Source organism: Chromohalobacter canadensis, assembly GCF_029544075.1.
GTDB lineage: Bacteria > Pseudomonadota > Gammaproteobacteria > Pseudomonadales > Halomonadaceae > Chromohalobacter > Chromohalobacter canadensis_A.
Genome location: NZ_JAJQJH010000004.1, coordinates 161,741 through 179,214, shown reverse-complemented (window position 1 = coordinate 179,214; position 17,474 = coordinate 161,741). Strand labels below are relative to the sequence as shown.

The window sequence follows — 17,474 nt, the reverse complement described above, 5'->3', positions numbered from 1 at the left end:
TGCTTCGAGGCATTCGTGTCATGGGGCCACTATATCGCGCATGAAGTGCCATGTGGGGATTGACCTGCCGGCTAACCGGGCAACAGGCGCCGCCGCTTGGAAGCGACCGGCCGCGCGCCGGGAAAACGGTGCTCGATGACGCGCATCACGCTGGTGAGCACCAGGGTCAGAGCGAGATAGATACCGGCGATGAGCAAGAGCGGCTCATACACCAGGAAGGTTTCGTCGCGCACCATGTTGGCGGCCTTGAGCAGGTCCATCAGCGCGATGGTCGAGACCAGCGGCACCGACTTGAGCAGCAGGATCAACTCGCCGGTCAGCGTGGGCAGGCACATCTGGATGGCGCGCGGCAGCCACAGCCGATAGAGAATCTGCCAGCGACTCAGGCCGAAGGCGCGTCCTGCGGCCAGCTCCCCCTCGGGCACGCTCAATAGCGCGCCGCGCAGCACCTCGCCCGTGTAGGCGCCGACGCTCAGCGTGAAGGTCAGCGCGCCATAGAAGAACGGGTCCCGCAGCAACGGCCATATCAGACTCTCGCGCAGGCCGGGAATTTCCGGCAGCAGGCGCCCGACCCCGTCGTAGAAAAAGAACAGTTGCACGAGCAAGGGCGTGCCACGTACCACCGTGGTCACACCGGTGACCAGCATCGCCAGCGGACGGGGACCGCGCAGGCGGGTCACGGCGAACACCACCGCCAGCGCGAAACCGCAGACGGCCGACACGGCGACCAGCCACAAGGTGTTGACGAAGCCGGTCCACAGGGCCTTTTGATAGAACGGATCGGTCAGCCAGGAAAAGTCCATGGCAGGGATACTCCTCGATACGGGCTAGTCGATGTCGACTAGGTGCTGGGCTGGCCGCGCCGGACGTAGCGCTCCGCGCGGGCGAACAAGGCGTTGGAGCCCAGCGTCATGACCAGATACAGCGCGCCGGCGAACGCGTAGAACAGGGCATAGTCGCGCGTGCTGGCGGCCGCCTGCTGGGCGGTGAAGAACAGCTCCTCGAAACCGATCACGCTGATCAACGCGGTGTCCTTGACCAGGATCAGCCACAGGTTGGACATCCCGGGCAGGGCGTTGGGCAGCATGGCGGGCAGCACGATGCGGTGAAAACGGGTCGGGCGCGAAAAGCCGTAGGCATCGGCGGCTTCCAGCTGCCCGCGCGGTATCGCCTGGATGGCGCCGCGGAAGACTTCGGTCATGTAGGCGCCCTGCACGAAGGCGAGCACGCCCACGGCGGTGACGAAACCGCTGATCTCGATGTGCGTATCGCCGCCGAATTCGGCGAGTAAGGCGTTGAGTGCCTGGCTGCCGGCGTAATACAGCAGGATGATCAACAGTAATTCGGGAATGGCGCGCACCAGAGTGGAGTACGCCGTCCCCAGGGCGCGCAGGGGGCGCCAGGGGCTGAGCCGGGCCGTGGCCCCGATGAGCCCCAGACCGAGCCCGATGGCATAAGCCAGCAAGGCGATTTCCAGGGTTACCAGGGCGCCTTGCAGGATCGGGCCGAGCCATTCCAGCAGGCCATCGGTAGGATCGCTTGGCATGGTCGAATCTCGCAGTGTCGGAACGGGACCGGCCGGGTAGACCCGGCCGGAGGATCACGAGGCGGATCAACCGCCGCAGATATCGGTACCGAAGTACTGCTGGGAGAGCTCGGCGCAGCGGCCGTTGTCGAGCACGCTGGCGATCGCGGCGTTGAGCTTGTCGCGCAGGGCGTCGTCTTCCTGGCGCAGACCGATGCCCACACCGTCGCCGAAGGCATCGTCACGCGGCGCGATGGCGCGGATCTCGAAGTCCTGCGCTGAGTCGCGCTCGACGAATTCCGTCATCGCGATCTCGTCGGCAAGGATGGCATCGACGCGTCCGGCGAGCAGGTCGCGGTTGGCTTGTTCCTGCTGATCGTAGACGTTGAGCTCGACCCCAGTGTCGGCCAGCGAGCGGCGTGCGAAGGTGGCATTGGTGGTCGACCCCTGAACCCCTAGGATCTTGCCGTCCAGATCCTCGGGGATTTGCATGTCGTTGGCCTTGGCGGTGACGTACGCCGAGGGCGTGAAGTAGTACGGATCGCTGAAGGCGATGACCCGCTTGCGCTTCTCGGTGATCGACAGCGAATTCATGATCATGTCGATCTTGCCGCTGTTGAGGGCAGGGAAGATCCCGCTCCAGCCCGTCGGGGTGATTTCACAGGCGGCGTCCATCTGCGCGCAGATTTCCTGGCCCAGTTCGACTTCGAAGCCGGTCCAGCTACCGTCGGCATCCTTGTAGGTGAACGGCGGGTAGGGCTCCGCGGAGATGCCGATCTTGAGCGGTTCGTCCGCCATCGCCGAGGTGGCACCCAGGGCCAGCAAGACAATGCCCGTGGCCTGCATCAAGGTCGCTTTCAGTTGCTTGATCATCATGGTTCCCCATCGTTGTTGTATCGGGCCGGTGCGGCCCGGGGTGATATGGCACCTTGGGTGGCGCCACGTGAAAGGCTCAGGCCACGCTCGAGACGAACTGGCGGCAGCGTTCGCTGGTCGCGTTCTTGAAGACATGATGCGGCGTGCCGATTTCCTCGACGCAGCCTTGGTGCAAGAACGCCACCTGGTGCGAGACGTCGCGCGCGAAGCCCATCTCGTGCGTGACCAACAGCATGGTGCGGCCTTCCTCGGCGAGGCTTTGTATGACCGCGAGCACATCGCCGACGAGCTCCGGGTCGAGTGCCGAGGTGGGTTCGTCGAACAGCAGCACACGTGGCTCCATGGCCAGGGCCCGGGCGATGGCTACACGCTGTTGCTGCCCACCGGAGAGATAGGCGGGATACTGATCGCGCTTGTCGCTCATGCCGACCCGCGCCAGGTAATGCTCACCGAGTGACGTGGCCTCGCGCTTGTTCAAGCCGCGCACGCGCATGGGGGCCTCGATGACGTTGCCGAGCACGCTCAAATGTGGCCATAGATTGAATTGCTGAAAGACCATGCTGACCTGCATGCGCAGGCGCTGCAGTTGGCGCCGGTCGGGCCGGTGGCGGCGAGCGTGCGAGAAGGCCAGCGACTCGCTGGCAATGGTCAGATCGCCGCTGTCGGGGGTTTCGAGAAGGTTCATGCAGCGCAGCAAGGTACTCTTGCCGGAGCCGCTGGAGCCGATGATCGAGGCCACGTGGCCCTCGCGCACGTCGAGCGAGACGTCCTTGATGACCTCTAGCTCGGCGTAGCGCTTGACCAGGTGGCGGGCCTCGATGGCCAGGTTATTGTGATTAGCCATACCCCTCCTGCAGTGAGTGGAAAGATGGCGGCCCGGGTGTCGTCACCGGGCCGCGCGTGCGGTCATGCCTCGGCCGTCGTGCGGCACTCGGCGGCGCAGCGCGCCAGGCGCCGACAGGCCTCGCGCAGGCGTTCGGCGTCCACCGTCAAGCTCAAGCGCACGAAGCCGGATGCCGACGGGCCGAAGGCATCCCCCGCGAGTACCGAGACGCCCTGGGTATCGAGCAAGCGGTCGGCAAAGGCCTGTGCCGACAGCCCGGTGCGGCGAATGTCGACCATCATGAACATGCCGGCCGCGGGGCGCAGCGCCTCGACGGTATCGTCGTCGACGAGGGCCTCAAGCACGCTGTCACGGCGCGTACGGTAGGTGCGACGCATCTCGTCGAGCGCTGCAGGCGGGTGGGCCAGGGCCTCGCAGGCGGCATCCTGGATGAAGTCGGGGCTGCCGTAGAGCATGCACAGCGCCAGGTGGGTCAGGTGCTGGATCAAGGGCGCTGGCCCGATCACCCAGCCCAGACGCCAGCCGGTCATGGCATGCGATTTGGACAGGCTGCTGACGATGGCGGTGCGCTCACGCATGCCGGGGAGGCTATCCGGCGAGAGATGTTCGCCATCGTGGATCAACTCGGCATAGACCTCGTCGGAGAGCAGCCACAGGTCGTGCTCGCGGCATAACGCGGCCAGCGCCGCCCAGTGGTCGCGACTCAGCACCTGGCCGGTGGGGTTGTGCGGGCTGTTGAGCAGCAGCGCTCGGGTGCGCGGCGTGACCGCGGCGGCAAACTCCTCGGGATCGGGCTGAAAGTCGTTCGCTGCACGCAATGGCACGCGCACCAGGGTCGCCCCCGCGGCTTGCAGCGCCGCTTCGTAGGTCACGTACATCGGCTCGGGCACGATCACTTCGTCGCCGGGATCGAGCACGCATTGAGCCACCGCATACAGGCCGCACTGCGCGCCGGCCATGACCGCGACATTATCGGCCTGTGTCTCCGGCGCGCCGCCGGTTTGGCGGTGCTGGTGCGCGATCAACTCACGTAGCCGCGCCTTGCCCTGTACATCGGCATAGTGCGTGGCGCCGGCGCGCAAGCTATCGACCGCGCTATCGACGATCGGCGTCGGCGTGGCGAAATCCGGATCGCCCACCGAGAGGATGATCACGTCATCGCCCTCGGCCTGACGCGCCAGGGCGCGGTAGTGGATGTCCCAAGCGGCGGCACCTTCGCCGGCGATGCGCTGGGTCAGTCGGGAATAGTGCATGCAGCTTCCTCGTTAGCGTCGTCGGTACGGTTATAGGCTAGCCTTGACCGCTTCCAGGCCCGGTTCGCCGGCACGCGTGGTGACGCCTTCGAGGAACTCGGCCAACTCGTCAGGATGGTTTTGCAGCCACTCGTGGGCCACCGTCTTGAGCTCGCGCTCTTCCAGGCCGTATTCGCGAATGAAATCGCTTTGTTGCTCGGCGGTCAGCACGAATTGGTCGAGCAGCCGCATGAGGTTGGGGTTGGCCTCGCTGAAGGGCTTGGCGACGATGGTGCGCACGTCGCTGCGGCCCTGGTTCTCGCCATAGATGCCTGCGGGATCGTCGAGGATATGCATGTCGAATTCCGGCACCATCCAGTGCGGCGTCCAGCCGTAGAAGGCGACCCAGCGCTTCTCGTCGTAGGCGCTGCGCACGGCGCTGAGCATTCCTGGTGTCGAGGACTCCAGCAATTCCCAGTCGCCCAGGCCGTAGGTGTCGTTGCGTTTGGCGTCGTTGATGAAGTCGCTGACCGTCGAGCCCGACTCGATGGAATAGTAGCGGCCCTCGAAACGTTCGCGATTCTCGGGGTCGTCGAGCTGCTCGGCGCTGGTCACGCCGGCCTCATACACGTAGCCGGGGACCGCGAAGCCCATGCGCGCGCCGGTGACGTTGTTGCCCAGGTCGACGATGCTGCCGTCGTCCATCGCGGCGTCGAAGCTTTCCTGCTGGGCGGGGAGCCAGCCGGCGAGAAAAACGTCGCTGTCGCCGGTTTGCAAGGTCTTGTAGCCCACCGTGCTGCTGAGCTCCTGGCGCTCGTTGGTATAGCCTAGCGGGGCTAGGATCTGCGCCATGATTTCGGTCTTGACCGTGACGCCGGGCCACGGCGGAGCGACGAAGGAGACCTGAGTGGCCTCGTCGGTAGCGGCATTGGCGTGAGCTACCAAAGGCAGCAGGGCAAGGGCGGCCATCAGCCGCGTGGTGGTGCGTCGCATGATCTCTCCTGGTAAATACGATGAATTCAAGCGGACCATTGGTGGGCCTCGACGTCGATCAGAGTGGGGCCCGGTGCCTGGCGCGAGGCCTGCAGCGCCTGGTGCAGCGCGGCGGGCGTCGAGACCCGCACGCCGTAACAGTCGAGCGACTTGGCCAGTGTCACGAAGTCCGGTGCGGGCAGGTCGACGCCGAGACGCGGAACGTCCTGGGCGTCCATGTAACGACGAATCTCGCCATAGCCGGCGTTATTCCAGATCACGATCGCCAGGGGAACGCCGCTATCGCGCGCGGTGGCAAGTTCGCCGAGGGTGAACATCAGCCCGCCGTCTCCGACCAGCGCGATCACCGGTCGCTCGGGCACGCCCAGGGCCGCGCCTAGTGCAGCGGGCAGGCCGTAGCCGAGCGTGCCGTAGCCGGTGGCGGAATTGAACCAACGGCGTGGTGCGGGCATCTCGGCGATGAAATTACCGGCATACACCGGGCCGGTGGAATCGCCGACGATGGTGGCGTTGGGCAACGCCTCGCGCAGGGTGTCGAGGAAGGCGGCGTAGGGCGCGACATCCTCGGCGTCACGCAGTGCCAGCGCCGCCCGGGTGTCGGCGACGCGGGCGGCGCCCTCGCGCGTGGCCTGATGGGGCAGGCGTTCGAGCAATCCCAGGGCCACTTCTCCGACGTCGGCCAGCAGGGCGAGGTCGGTGGCGTGGTTGCGCGCCAGCTGCTGGGCATCGATGTCCACGCGGATCAGCCGGCCATCGAGCCGAAAGCCACCATCGAAGGTCAGGTCGTAGTCAGTCTCACCGAGTTCGGTGCCCAGCGCCAGCACCACATCGGCGTGGCGGGCGAGTTCGCGGCCGGCGGGGAGGCTCGCGCAGGCGCCGAGGTCGAGCGGGTGATCGCATCCCAGCACGCCCTTGGCGTTGATGGTGGTCATGGCGGGAGCGTCGAGGCGTTCGACCAGGGTGCGTACCGCGTCGCCGGCAGCGACGCAGCCGCCCCCCAGCAGCACCAGAGGACGTTCGGCGTCGGCGAGCCAGTCGGCGGCCCAGGCCAGTGCGGCATCGGGAGCCGTCGGCGGAAAGACCTCGGCGATGCGCGGCCGGGTCTCGGGCGCGGGCAAGGCCATCACGTCGAGCGGGATTTCGATGTGCACGGGGCCGGGGCGGGCGCTCTTGAAAACGGCAAAGGCGCGTCCCAGCACCTCGGGCAGGGCCTCGGGCGTCTGCAGGGTATGGCTGAACACGCTGACCCCCGACAGGGTGTGTTGCTGATCGGGCAGTTCGTGCAGGCGGCCCTGGCCACGACCTAGGGTGTCGCGCCGATTGACGCTGGAAATCACCAGCATGGGGACCGAATCGGCGAGCGCCTGGCCCATGGCGGTGGCGATGTTGGTCATGCCCGGGCCGCTGATGATGAAGCAGGCGGCCGGCTTGCCGGTAGCGCGAGCGTAACCGTCGGCCATGAAACCGGCCCCTTGCTCGTGGCGCGGCGTCACGTGCTTGAGGCCGCTGTCGGGCAGGCCGCGATAAAGCTCGACGGTATGCACGCCGGGGATGCCGAAGACGGTCTCGATACCATGAGCGACGAGCAGGTCGAGCAAGCGTTGGGCGCAATTGCTCATACCGAGCCCTCGACACTGGGAGTTTCGCCAAACGGCGGACGTGACATGACACGCTCGACCATGGGCATGAAATCCTCGAGGGGGCGGGTGGGGTAGTTGGGGTCGAAGGCACACTGGTCCCACTCATCGCAGAAGCGCACGGTGCGCGCGTAGGCGGGATGATCGCGATAGGCCTCGCGAGCGTGAGGATCCAAGCCATAGAAGGCGCGGTAGTGGTAGCCCTGAAACAGCTCGTGATGACGAATCATCCACACATTGAGCGGGTCGATGAACGGTTCGAGAATCGCCGCGGCAATTTCCGCATGATTGGCGGGGGCCAGGTCATCGCCGATGTCATGGAGCAGGGCGCAGACCACGGTTTCCTCGTCGGCACCGGCCTCCAGCGCGCGGGTGGCGGTTTGCAGGCAATGCTCGTAGCGGTCGACGGGGTAGCCGTGGGTATCCCCCTTGAGGCGCAACAGGTGTTCGAGCACGCGTCGGCTGGCATCGTTCTGGTAGCGCTGAAAATGCGCGTCGATCAATGCCCAGTCGTCTTGCGTGCTTTCATCGAAACGAGTGAAGGTCGCCTGATTCATGGGGTGACTCCTTGAGCGGTATGCGATGCGCCGTGCTGCGCGTTCTCGGCGAGCTGGGCGCCGAGAACGCGTCGCCGACTGGCGGTGCTGTCGCGGTCGACATAGCCCTGACGCAGGTGACGCACGCCCCCCTCGAGCTGGTACGCGGTGCGGCCGTGCAGCAGCCGATAGTTGTCCATGATCAGCATGTCGCCTGGACCGAGCTTGAGATGCACGGTCAGCGCCTCGTCGGTGATCAAGCGATAGAAGCGTTGACGCGCGGCGTAGTAACGCTCAAGCAGCGCCGCGTCGTGGGCCGCGATGCGTTCGGTGCGGTTGGAGTAGCGCACGCGCGCCAGTCGCCCTTGGCTATCGAGTTCGATCAGCGGACCTTCGCTTTCCAGGTCGGTGGTGGCGTCGGTATAGCGAAACTGCGTCGAGAGACGCGCCAGGCAGTCGAAATCTTCGGGCGCTTCGGCCTTGAGACGCTGCGCCGCCATGAAGCCGTCGGTGAGCGTGCTGTCGCCCCCGGCGGCGGCGTTGCTCAGACAATGCAGCCAGATGTAGCCGGGAATCGGATCACGATAGGGATTGTCGGTGTGCGGCTCGAGCCCGCGTTGCGTCATGGTCAGATCGTATGCGTTGGCCACCGATTTGACGTCGGCGATGCCACCCCAGTTGGTGCGGCGCAGCGGGCCGATGCGGTCGATCAACGGCTGCATGCCGTCCTCCTCGCAGGGCACGCCGCTGACCTTGACGAAGCCGTAGCGGTGCAAGTCTTCGAGCATCGCCAGCAGGGCGCCGTCGTCCTCGAGCGCCGCGTCGAAGGTGGCTTGAGGCAACGTTTCGAGCTCGGCGTCCCATAAGCTGAGCCCGGACGCGATGTCGGCATTGTCGGGCGCTGCGTCGTCGAGCAATTCATCTAGCGCGTAGGCGGTAACGTGACCATCGCTGAAGCACACGTGCAGGGTCTGCGCGTCGAAACTCGCCGATTCGACGTGCAATGTCAGTGGCAGTTGGGAGGCCTCGATCAAGCGCTGCCCGGTGCGGGTATCGAGCGTGGTCGCGTCCGGCGCTCGCTCACGTAGCCAGAGGGCGGCGAATTCATGCCGCTGGCCGGCGGCGTGCAGAATGAGACGGCGCCCTGCGTCCTGGAGTTCGACGTCGGCGGAAATGGACATGAACGATGCTCTCCACTGCTGGCATGGGGTCGACTGCCCGGCGTATGTGCCAAGGCGTTTCCCTACCCTAGGCGGATTGATCGAACGAGATTTGCACTAATTCGCCATTTAATAGACGCTTTTAGCCATGAGCGAGCATACCCGAACCGATTGGCCCTATCCCCGTCCCGAGCAACCCCCGGTTCCCAAGCCCGGCGACGCGGCGCATACCGTGAACGTCTGGCTGGTACCCAACTTCTCGATGCTGACGCTTTTTTGCCTGCTCGAGCCGTTACGCGTGGCCAACCGCTTTGGTCGCGAGCTGTTCGCTTGGCGGTTGCTCTCGGCGGATGGCGAAGCGGTCGTGGCCAGCAACGGTGTGCGCATCGAGGTCGAGGGTGCTCTGGCAGAGCACGCCCTCGGCGATTTGCTGATGGTGATCTCCTCGTACGAGGCAGAAGTCAGCGTGACCGGCGCCGAGCGCGCGGTGCTGCGGCACGTTGCGGCGCATGGTGGGCGTGTCGGCGGGCTCGATACCGGGCCTTTCATTCTCGCCCGGGCGGGCTTGCTCGACCAGCATCGCGTGGCGCTGCATTGGGAGAGCGTACCGGCCTTCCGTGCGGAGTTTCCGCATATTAGCGTCAGCGAAGCGCGCTTCGAATTCGCCGGGCAGCGCTTGACCGGCTCTGGCGGCTCGGCGGGCATCGACATGATGCTGCAATGGATCGAACACGATTACGGACCGGCGCTGGCCAATGCCGTAGGACGTCAACTGGTGCACCAGCGCGTTTCCGAGGAGGAGGCCTGGAAGGCCGGCGCGGCGCGTACCTTGGAGGATTTGCCGCGCAGCGTGGTCCGCGCGCTGGCGGTGATGGAAACCCACCTCGACCAGGTCTTGTCGATCCCCGAGATATGTCGCCTGATCGGCCAGTCCCAGCGTCAGTTGACGCGCCTGTTCATGGCACATTTCGGAGAAACCCCCAAGCAGTGCTACCTGGGCATGCGCCTCGACTATGCACGCCGTCTGCTTGCCGATAGTCGTTGCCGGGTGACCGAGGCCGCTCTGACCAGCGGTTTCGTGCATTTGGCACACTTCTCACGCGTCTACCAGGCACGTTTCGGTGAGCGGCCCAGCGCGACGGCTGAGAGAGGTACCGTGTAGAGAGGCACCGTGTGAAGCGCCGGCGGTCGCGTTAGACTCGAATCTTCGCGCCACGGCGCTTTTTTGATTGCCAAGGAGTCTGCATGCCCACCCCGGCCCAACCGTTCGTGACCCGTCTGGCCGATGGCGGTGTCTTTCCCCATATGCTGGGCAAGATCGTCTGCGTGGGGCGCAACTACGCCGAGCACGCTCGCGAACTCGATAACCCGGTGCCCAGCGCACCGCTGTTGTTCATCAAGCCTGCCACCAGCGCGGTGCCCATGGCACACGACATCGCCGAGCAATTCACGCGTGGCGAGGTGCATTTCGAAACCGAGCTGGCGCTACTGATCGGCAAGCGTCTGAGTGCGGCGAGTGCTGAATCCGCGCAGCAAGCGGTCGCAGGCCTCGGGCTGGCGCTTGATTTGACGCTGCGCGACGTGCAGTCGCAATTGAAGGAAAAGGGGCATCCGTGGGAAGTTGCCAAGGCATTCGACGGCGCTTGCCCGCTGTCGACGTTCGTGGCGTTGGATGAGGTGCCCGATTGGGCGACGTTGCGCTTCACGCTGGATATCGACGGCGAGCGCCGTCAAACCGGCGAGACGCGCGACATGCTGTTCGCCATTCCTGAGCTATTGGCCGAGATGTCGCAACATTTCACGCTACAGCCCGGCGATGTGGTGCTCACCGGCACGCCGGCCGGCGTGGGGCCGTTACCCCGCAATGCCCAGCTGTCGCTGAGTAGCTCGTTTGGGCTGGAGGCATCCACGCAGACGCGCTGAAAGGCGAACGGTGTCACATCCGCTCACTCCAGATAGGTGTAACCTTCCAGGCCAGCGGCGAGATCGCGCATGAAGTCGTCGCGCTGGGCATCGCTCAGTGCGCTGTCCTGGAGCTGGCGCGATAGGCGCTGGCTGAGTTCGTCGGCGTCGAAGTTCACGTAACGCAGCACGTCGGCGACGGTATCGCCCTGCTGGTGATTGCTGAGTCGCCATTGGCCGTTAGCGTCCAGCGTGGCGTCCACGGCGTCGGTGTCGCCGAACAGGTTGTGCAGATCGCCGAGGATTTCCTGATAGGCGCCGACCAGAAATAGCCCCAGCAGCTTGTCCTCGCCGTCCTGCCATTCGGGTAGCGGGAGCGTCGCTTCCAGCCCCTGACCGTCGACATAGCAGTCGATGCGCCCGTCGCTATCGCAGGTGATGTCCTGGATCACGCCACGCCGCGTGGGCGGGCGGTCGAGCCCGGTGAGCGGCAGCACCGGGAATACCTGGTCGATGCCCCACACATCGGGCACCGACTGGAACAGCGAGAAGTTGACGAACAACTTGTCGGCGAGCTTCTCGGCGAGTTCATCGGCGATTTCGCGATGGGCGCGGTTGCGTGGGTCGAGCTGTGCGCTCAGGCGCCGGCAGGCAGCGAAGTAGACCGTCTCGCCCTCGGCACGCGCATCGAGGCTCGCCAGGCCCAGCACGAAGCGGTCCTGCAGTTCGCCGATGGCCTGCACCAGGTCATGATAGGCTTCGGCGAGACCGCGCGGTTCCTGCGTGGTGTCCAGCTTGGCGTGCACGCGCCACAATTCGTCGAGCTCGGCATCGCCGCCGAGGCGTTGCGTGGGCGCTTCCTCGCTCAAGCGTTCCTCGCCGATGACGTTGGTAATCAGCACCGCGTGATGTGCGGTCAGGGCGCGCCCCGATTCGGAAATCAGATGCGGATGCGGTAAGCCTTCAGCGTCGCAGACCTGACGGAAGGCCCACACCACGTTGCTGGCATATTCATGCATCGAATAGTTGATCGAGCAGAAACTCCGCGAACGGGTGCCTTCGTAGTCGATGCCCAGGCCACCGCCGACATCGACGGTATCCACCGGGGCGCCCAGGGCGCGCAGGCTTTGATAGACGCGGGCGCATTCACGCAGGCCGCGCTGGATGTCGCGGATGTTGGCGATCTGCGAGCCGAGATGGAAATGCACCAGCTGCAGGCTGGCCAGCGCATCGGCATTGCGCAGGCGTTCGACCACGTCGAGGATCTGGCTGGCGGTGAGCCCGAATTTGGACTTCTCGCCGCCCGAGTTCTGCCACTTGCCCTTGCCCACCGAGGCTAGCCGTGCGCGTAGGCCGATGCGCGGCGTGACCTGCAGGCGCGCGGCTTCCTCGAGAATCAGGGTGAGTTCGGAATGCTTCTCGACCACCAGGTAGACGCGATGGCCGAGCTTCTCGCCCATCAGCGCCAGGCGCACGTATTCGCGGTCCTTGTAGCCGTTGCAGACGATCAGCGAGGGGCCGTCGCCGGAGAGCGCTAGCACCGCGAGCAGTTCCGGCTTGCTGCCGGCCTCGAGGCCGACCCGCCCATGGCCGCGTGCCTGGGTGGCGAGCATTTCTTCCACTACGCGGCGTTGCTGATTGACCTTGATGGGATACACGGCGGTGTAGCCGCCGGTATAGGTTTCATCCTGCATGGCGTTATCGAAAGCGGCGCACAGCTGCTCGACGCGGTCATGCAGGATGTCGGTGAAACGCACCAGCACCGGCAGACGCAATCCCGCGCGGCGCAACTCGTCGACCAGGGCGTTGAGTGGCAGGGCGGGGCCGTCGGTGTTGCCGCCCAGCGGGCACACGACGGCATGACCGGCGTCGTCGACGTCGAAGTAGCCGCTGCCCCACTGATCGATGTTGTAGGTGCGGCGGGCCTGTTCGGCGGGCGAGGTCATGGCGCACTCCTGGACGGGCCGGCGCGGCCCAGTGAACGAACGGGCTGGCATTATGCCGCTCGCATGCAGGGCTGCAAAGAGTCGCCGGCGCGTTCATCGCAGAATAAACAGCACACCGAGAGTGGCGGCACTGGCCATGCCGAGATGCGTGAGTGCCTCACCGAATGCGGCATCCCGGCGCTCGGAAGCGCCTGTGCGCTGCATGGCGTCACCCAGTAGCGCGCTGCAAAGGCCGAAGGTGAGTATCAGGGCGGGCATCGTGCCTTGGGATTGCCAAGCCAGAGCCGTGAGTGCCAGGGCCAGCGACGCGCAGCCGAAGCGCAGGTAGCGATGCTGGGTGGCAGAGATGATGCGAAGGGGGCGTACGGTCGTGACGACGTGCGTGAAGGTGGGCATAGGAAGCTCCCGTCCAGGGCGAAGCGTCGTGCTCCGCCGTCGATGACGTTTCCAGCCTATGCCGCGTTTCTTAAAGAAGTCTTACAGCGTGTGTGACGGAGCCGGATTGGCGGATGGCAAGGGCGGGGCGCCGTGCTCGAGGCGCTTTAAGAGCATATGGCGGTACTGGCTGGGGTCCTTGGGCGTGAGGTCGTGCGCGGGCGGGTCGACGTAGACGACCAGCAGTCGCGAGAGCCAGTAGCGTAATGCCGTCATGCGCAGCATCACCGGCCACAGCGTCTGCTCGGTTTCGGTCAGCGGACGGCGCGCCTGGTAGGCGCCGAGGAGCGCCGTGTAGCGGGCTTCGTCGAAACGGCCGTCGGCAGCGCTGGCCCAGTCGTTGACGACGATGGCCAGGTCGAAGAGCAAATCGCCGGTGCAGCCATTGTAGAAGTCGATGATGCCACCCAGCCGGTCGCCGTCGAAGAGGGTGTTGTCGCGAAACAGGTCGCCGTGGATCGCACCCTGGGGAAGCGATGGGGCATCGCCGAAAATGCCTTGATAAGCGTCGATCTCCTCGCCCATCAAGCGCTGATCGGCCTCGGACAGGTAGCTCATGACCTTGTGCTGCGCGCTGGATAGCCAGTGCAGGTCACGGGGGTTGGGGCGCTGGCCTTCGAAGCGCTGCGAGACCTTGTGCATGCGCCCCAGGGCATCGCCGAGTTCGCGGCACTGGGCGAGCGTCGGTGATTCGGGATGACGCCCCGGAAGGCGCGGGAACAGCAGCGCCGGACGCTCGGCGAGCTCTTGTAGAGCGATGCCATCACGATCGTGAACGGGGCCTGCTACGGGTAACCGGTGTTCGTCGAAATAGTCGAGCAACGCCACGAAGAAAGGCAGCTCGTCGCTTTCGCCCTGCTCGAACAGGGTGAGCACGAAGCGCCCTTGGTCGGTTGTGACGAAGAAGGTGGAGTTCTCCGTACCACTGGGCACGCCTTCCAGTGTGGTCAACGTGCCGATAGCGAAACGCTTGAGAAAGCGTTCGACCTGGGTCTCGGTCAAAGGAGTGAATACGGCCATGTGTCTCTCGCCCGGGGTGCCAATCGCGCATTGTAGCGGCTTGTCGCGGGCAGTCCTACCGCCATGCGTGAGGTCGTTGATATGCGGCAGGCAACATCATTCGCCGCCGGTGACCCAGTCGGGCACCTCGACGCGAGTGGTATCGCGGCGCTCGAAGTTGCCGTCGCCGTCGTCGTCGATCAGGAAGTAGCTGGCACCTTGCCGGGGTACGATCTCGATGGCATAGAGCTCGCCGTTGACGCGGTATTCCTTGAGTGTGCGGTTGTCGTCCTGGCGCACGGTGATGTCCGGGGACGGCTGCGCGACGGCAAGCGAGGCGCTGGCGCCGATAATGAGTCCGAGCCCCAGACCAAGAACAATAGGTAGACGCTGCATGACGATCTCCTCGGCTGGCGGGGCAAACACGGGGGTATTGCGCCTTGAGCCCATGAGGTAATGAAAGGCCATTATCCCACATCATGCGGGTTCGGCGCATGTTAAGAGGGTTTCGCCTGACGCTGCGCAATGCCTTGCGTATCATGGCAGCATCGCGAATTTCCAATGGATGCTGATGCCATGGCCAACACGCCCCCCATCGTTCTCGTCGACGGCTCGTCGTACTTGTATCGGGCTTTTCACGCCTTGCCGCCGCTGACCACGTCCAAAGGCAATCCCACCGGCGCGGTGAAGGGCGTGCTCAACATGCTCAAGAGCCTGCTCAAGCAGTATCCCGACAGCCCCATGGCGGTGGTCTTCGACGCCAAGGGCAAGACCTTCCGCGACGAGATCTATGCCGAGTACAAGGCGCACCGACCGCCGATGCCCGACGATCTGAGGCCTCAGGTCGAACCGTTGCACGAGTGCATTCGTGCGCTGGGCCTGCCCCTTTTGTGCATCGAGGGCGTCGAAGCCGATGACGTGATCGGCACCTTGGCGCGGCATGCCACCGAGGCGGGGCGTGATGCGGTGATTTCCACCGGCGACAAGGATATGGCGCAGCTCGTCAACGCGCACATCACGCTGGTCAACACCATGAAGGGCGAGACGCTCGACGTGGCCGGTGTCGAGTCCAAGTTCGGAATTCCGCCGTCGCTGATCATCGACTACCTGGCGTTGATGGGCGACAAGGTCGATAACATTCCTGGCGTACCGGGTGTCGGCGAGAAGACCGCACTCGGCCTGCTGCAAGGCATGCAAGGGGGGCTGGACACCCTCTACGCCGATCTCGAACGTATCAAGACGCTGGACTTTCGCGGCGCCAAGACGCTGGGCAAGAAGCTCGACGCCAATCGCGATCAGGCCTTCCTGTCCTATCAACTGGCGACGATCAAGACCGATTGCGAGCTACCGGTGGGTCTCGACGATCTGGATATCGCGCACCCTGACCGCGAGGCGCTCAAGGCGCTTTATACCGAGCTGGAATTCAAGAACTGGCTGAACGAGCTGCTCGAAGGGCGTGATGAGGGCGTCGACGATGTGCGCTCGGGCGATGCGGTGGACGCAACGCAGGGCCCTGTGGCGTGCACTGCCGAGGCGACTGCGCGCACGGATCACGTCATCGTCACCCGCGAGGACTTCGATGCCTGGCTCGCGCGCCTGAGCGAGGCGGATATCTTCTGCTTCGATCTGGAAACCACCAGCCTCAATTACATGGAAGCCCAGATCGTCGGCATCGGCCTGGCGCTGGAAGCCGGCGAGGCCGCTTATATCCCGGTGGCGCACAGCTATCTCGATGCGCCCGACCAACTCGATCGCGACACGGTGCTGGCCGCGCTCAAGCCGTTGTGGGAAGACGCCGCCAAGGCCAAGATCGGCCAGAACCTCAAGTACGATATTTCCGTGCTGGCACGTTACGACATCGAGGTCGCAGGGCGGCTCGAGGACACCATGCTGGCGTCCTATGTGCTCAACGCCACGGCGACGCGTCACGACATGGACTCGCTGGCACTCAAGTACCTCGGCGAGAAGACCATCACTTTCGAGGAGATCGCCGGCAAGGGGGCCAAGCAACTGACCTTCGATCAGGTCGCACTCGAAGAAGCCGCGCCTTATGCTTGCGAAGATGTCGACATTACCCTGCGCCTGCACCGTGAGTTGCGCCCACGCGTGGACGGCGAAGGCCGCCTGGCGGCGGTGCTGGATGAGATCGAGCTGCCGTTGATACCGGTGCTCTCGCACATGGAACGCAACGGCGTGGCGTTGGACGCCGAGCGTCTGCACACCCAGAGTCGCGCGCTAGACAAGCGTCTGCGGGAATTGGAAGCGCGTGCGTATGAGCTGGCCGGGCGTGAGTTCAATCTCGGCTCGCCCAAGCAACTCGGCGAAATTCTCTTCGATGAATTGAAGATCCCGGTGATCAAGAAGACGCCCAAGGGCGCGCCGAGCACTGCTGAGGCGGTGTTGGAAGAGCTGGCGCTGGATTATCCGTTGCCCAAGGTGATCATCGAACATCGCGGCTTCGCCAAGTTGAAATCGACCTACACCGACAAGCTGCCGCAGTTGGTCAATGCCACTACACGGCGGCTGCATACCAGCTACCACCAGGCCGTGACGGCCACCGGGCGTCTGTCGTCGTCTGACCCCAACCTTCAGAACATTCCCATCCGTACCGAAGAAGGCCGCAAGATCCGCCAGGCCTTCGTCGCGCGCCCCGGCTACCGCATCGTCGCTGCCGACTATTCGCAGATCGAGCTGCGCATCATGGCGCACCTTTCCGGCGACAAGGGGCTGCTCGAGGCTTTCGCCGAGGGGCGCGACATCCACACCGCCACTGCGGCGGAAGTGTTCGGCGTGTCGCTCGATGCCGTCAGCGGTGAGCAACGGCGCAGCGCCAAGGCCATCAACTTCGGTCTGATCTACGGCATGAGCGCTTGGGGCCTGGGGCGTCAGCTGCATATCGAACGCAATCAGGCACAGACCTACATCGATCGCTACTTCGATCGTTACCCCGGCGTGGCGCGCTTCATGGAACGCATTCGTGCCCAGGCCGCCGATGACGGTTACGTCGAGACGGTTTTCGGCCGTCGTCTCTATCTGCCCGAGATCAATGCCCAGAACCGCACCCGGCGCCAAGCCGCCGAGCGCACCGCCATCAACGCGCCGATGCAGGGCACCGCCGCCGATATCATCAAACTGGCGATGATCGACGTCGACCGCTGGCTACGCGAGGGCGACTTCGACGCCTGGATGGTAATGCAGGTCCACGACGAACTCGTCTTCGAGGTCAAGGAGGCCCAGGTCGACGCCTTCACCGACGCCGTTCGTCAACGGATGGAAGACGCCGCCAAGCTCGACGTGCCGCTGACCGTCGAAGCCAACGCCGGCGACAACTGGGACGAAGCGCATTGAGGACGGGCCCACGGCGATGCCGGGGCCCGGTGACGGCAGGT

General features: G+C 64.9%; 16 protein-coding genes. 3 read left to right on the top strand and 13 right to left on the bottom strand.

Features of this window, described 5'->3' with window-relative positions:
- Positions 1 to 71 precede the first annotated feature (71 nt).
- The 9 genes from LUN51_RS08330 to tmpA form a co-directional block, all read right to left on the bottom strand.
- Entirely contained in the window at positions 72 to 803 is a 732-nt protein-coding gene (locus LUN51_RS08330) for an ABC transporter permease (protein WP_277810893.1), read from the bottom strand.
- A 38-nt stretch (positions 804 to 841) separates the two neighbouring features.
- Positions 842 to 1,546 (bottom strand): ABC transporter permease, encoded by a 705-nt coding sequence (locus LUN51_RS08325; protein WP_277810892.1) that lies wholly within the window; start codon positions 1,544 to 1,546, stop codon positions 842 to 844.
- Between the two features lie 66 nt (positions 1,547 to 1,612).
- The gene (locus tag LUN51_RS08320) at positions 1,613 to 2,401 is read right to left on the bottom strand and encodes a transporter substrate-binding domain-containing protein (RefSeq protein ID WP_277810891.1); all 789 of its coding nucleotides are present in this window, start codon (positions 2,399 to 2,401) and stop codon (positions 1,613 to 1,615) included.
- Between the two features lie 76 nt (positions 2,402 to 2,477).
- The gene (locus LUN51_RS08315) at positions 2,478 to 3,245 is read right to left on the bottom strand and encodes an ABC transporter ATP-binding protein (RefSeq protein WP_277810890.1); all 768 of its coding nucleotides are present in this window, start codon (positions 3,243 to 3,245) and stop codon (positions 2,478 to 2,480) included.
- A gap of 62 nt (positions 3,246 to 3,307) precedes the next feature.
- Positions 3,308 to 4,498, bottom strand: a complete 1,191-nt coding sequence (locus LUN51_RS08310) for a pyridoxal phosphate-dependent aminotransferase (RefSeq protein WP_277810889.1) — start codon at positions 4,496 to 4,498, stop codon at positions 3,308 to 3,310.
- Between the two features lie 30 nt (positions 4,499 to 4,528).
- Positions 4,529 to 5,470 carry an ABC transporter substrate-binding protein gene (locus tag LUN51_RS08305; protein ID WP_277810888.1) on the bottom strand — a complete coding sequence of 314 codons (942 nt, stop codon included), beginning with the start codon at positions 5,468 to 5,470 and terminating at the stop codon, positions 4,529 to 4,531.
- Positions 5,471 to 5,496: 26 nt separating this feature from the next.
- Entirely contained in the window at positions 5,497 to 7,089 is a 1,593-nt protein-coding gene (locus LUN51_RS08300) for a 5-guanidino-2-oxopentanoate decarboxylase (protein ID WP_277810887.1), read from the bottom strand.
- Positions 7,086 to 7,664 (bottom strand): HD domain-containing protein, encoded by a 579-nt coding sequence (locus tag LUN51_RS08295; RefSeq protein ID WP_277810886.1) that lies wholly within the window; start codon positions 7,662 to 7,664, stop codon positions 7,086 to 7,088. The genes LUN51_RS08300 and LUN51_RS08295 overlap by 4 nt, the downstream gene beginning before the upstream one ends.
- Positions 7,661 to 8,824, bottom strand: coding sequence for a 2-trimethylaminoethylphosphonate dioxygenase (gene tmpA / locus LUN51_RS08290; RefSeq protein WP_277810885.1), 1,164 nt, complete (start codon positions 8,822 to 8,824; stop codon positions 7,661 to 7,663). The genes LUN51_RS08295 and tmpA overlap by 4 nt, the downstream gene beginning before the upstream one ends.
- Positions 8,825 to 8,951: 127 nt before the next feature.
- Between tmpA and LUN51_RS08285 the strand changes: the two genes are divergently transcribed.
- Positions 8,952 to 9,965: a GlxA family transcriptional regulator gene (locus LUN51_RS08285; protein WP_277810884.1), complete on the top strand. Its 1,014-nt coding sequence runs from the start codon at positions 8,952 to 8,954 to the stop codon at positions 9,963 to 9,965.
- Positions 9,966 to 10,048: 83 nt separating this feature from the next.
- On the top strand, positions 10,049 to 10,726 hold the full coding sequence (locus tag LUN51_RS08280) for a fumarylacetoacetate hydrolase family protein (RefSeq protein WP_277810883.1): 678 nt from the start codon (positions 10,049 to 10,051) through the stop codon (positions 10,724 to 10,726).
- Between the two features lie 23 nt (positions 10,727 to 10,749).
- Here LUN51_RS08280 and speA read toward each other — a convergent pair whose 3' ends face one another.
- The 4 genes from speA to LUN51_RS08260 form a co-directional block, all read right to left on the bottom strand.
- A complete protein-coding gene (gene speA, locus LUN51_RS08275; RefSeq protein WP_277810882.1) occupies positions 10,750 to 12,651 on the bottom strand; it encodes a biosynthetic arginine decarboxylase in 1,902 nt (633 codons plus the stop codon).
- Between the two features lie 93 nt (positions 12,652 to 12,744).
- Positions 12,745 to 13,047 (bottom strand): hypothetical protein, encoded by a 303-nt coding sequence (locus LUN51_RS08270; RefSeq protein WP_277810881.1) that lies wholly within the window; start codon positions 13,045 to 13,047, stop codon positions 12,745 to 12,747.
- An 81-nt stretch (positions 13,048 to 13,128) separates the two neighbouring features.
- Positions 13,129 to 14,106: a homoserine kinase gene (locus tag LUN51_RS08265; RefSeq protein ID WP_277810880.1), complete on the bottom strand. Its 978-nt coding sequence runs from the start codon at positions 14,104 to 14,106 to the stop codon at positions 13,129 to 13,131.
- Between the two features lie 96 nt (positions 14,107 to 14,202).
- On the bottom strand, positions 14,203 to 14,481 hold the full coding sequence (locus LUN51_RS08260) for a DUF2782 domain-containing protein (protein ID WP_075367973.1): 279 nt from the start codon (positions 14,479 to 14,481) through the stop codon (positions 14,203 to 14,205).
- 180 nt (positions 14,482 to 14,661) lie between these two features.
- Here LUN51_RS08260 and polA point away from each other — a divergent pair, with 180 nt between their 5' ends.
- Complete coding sequence (polA, locus tag LUN51_RS08255) at positions 14,662 to 17,433, top strand: DNA polymerase I (RefSeq protein ID WP_277810879.1); 2,772 nt, start codon at positions 14,662 to 14,664, stop codon at positions 17,431 to 17,433.
- The last annotated feature ends 41 nt before the right edge of the window (positions 17,434 to 17,474 follow it).

Bases quoted from the DNA above. Each gene is read 5' to 3' on its own strand.
- LUN51_RS08330 (WP_277810893.1), bottom strand. From the start codon at position 803: ATGGACTTTTCCTGGCTGACCGATCCGTTCTATCAAAAGGCCCTGTGG.
- LUN51_RS08325 (WP_277810892.1), bottom strand. From the start codon at position 1,546: ATGCCAAGCGATCCTACCGATGGCCTGCTGGAATGGCTCGGCCCGATC.
- LUN51_RS08320 (WP_277810891.1), bottom strand. From the start codon at position 2,401: ATGATGATCAAGCAACTGAAAGCGACCTTGATGCAGGCCACGGGCATT.
- LUN51_RS08315 (WP_277810890.1), bottom strand. From the start codon at position 3,245: ATGGCTAATCACAATAACCTGGCCATCGAGGCCCGCCACCTGGTCAAG.
- LUN51_RS08310 (WP_277810889.1), bottom strand. From the start codon at position 4,498: ATGCACTATTCCCGACTGACCCAGCGCATCGCCGGCGAAGGTGCCGCC.
- LUN51_RS08305 (WP_277810888.1), bottom strand. From the start codon at position 5,470: ATGCGACGCACCACCACGCGGCTGATGGCCGCCCTTGCCCTGCTGCCT.
- LUN51_RS08300 (WP_277810887.1), bottom strand. From the start codon at position 7,089: ATGAGCAATTGCGCCCAACGCTTGCTCGACCTGCTCGTCGCTCATGGT.
- LUN51_RS08295 (WP_277810886.1), bottom strand. From the start codon at position 7,664: ATGAATCAGGCGACCTTCACTCGTTTCGATGAAAGCACGCAAGACGAC.
- tmpA (WP_277810885.1), bottom strand. From the start codon at position 8,824: ATGTCCATTTCCGCCGACGTCGAACTCCAGGACGCAGGGCGCCGTCTC.
- LUN51_RS08285 (WP_277810884.1), top strand. From the start codon at position 8,952: ATGAGCGAGCATACCCGAACCGATTGGCCCTATCCCCGTCCCGAGCAA.
- LUN51_RS08280 (WP_277810883.1), top strand. From the start codon at position 10,049: ATGCCCACCCCGGCCCAACCGTTCGTGACCCGTCTGGCCGATGGCGGT.
- speA (WP_277810882.1), bottom strand. From the start codon at position 12,651: ATGACCTCGCCCGCCGAACAGGCCCGCCGCACCTACAACATCGATCAG.
- LUN51_RS08270 (WP_277810881.1), bottom strand. From the start codon at position 13,047: ATGCCCACCTTCACGCACGTCGTCACGACCGTACGCCCCCTTCGCATC.
- LUN51_RS08265 (WP_277810880.1), bottom strand. From the start codon at position 14,106: ATGGCCGTATTCACTCCTTTGACCGAGACCCAGGTCGAACGCTTTCTC.
- LUN51_RS08260 (WP_075367973.1), bottom strand. From the start codon at position 14,481: ATGCAGCGTCTACCTATTGTTCTTGGTCTGGGGCTCGGACTCATTATC.
- polA (WP_277810879.1), top strand. From the start codon at position 14,662: ATGGCCAACACGCCCCCCATCGTTCTCGTCGACGGCTCGTCGTACTTG.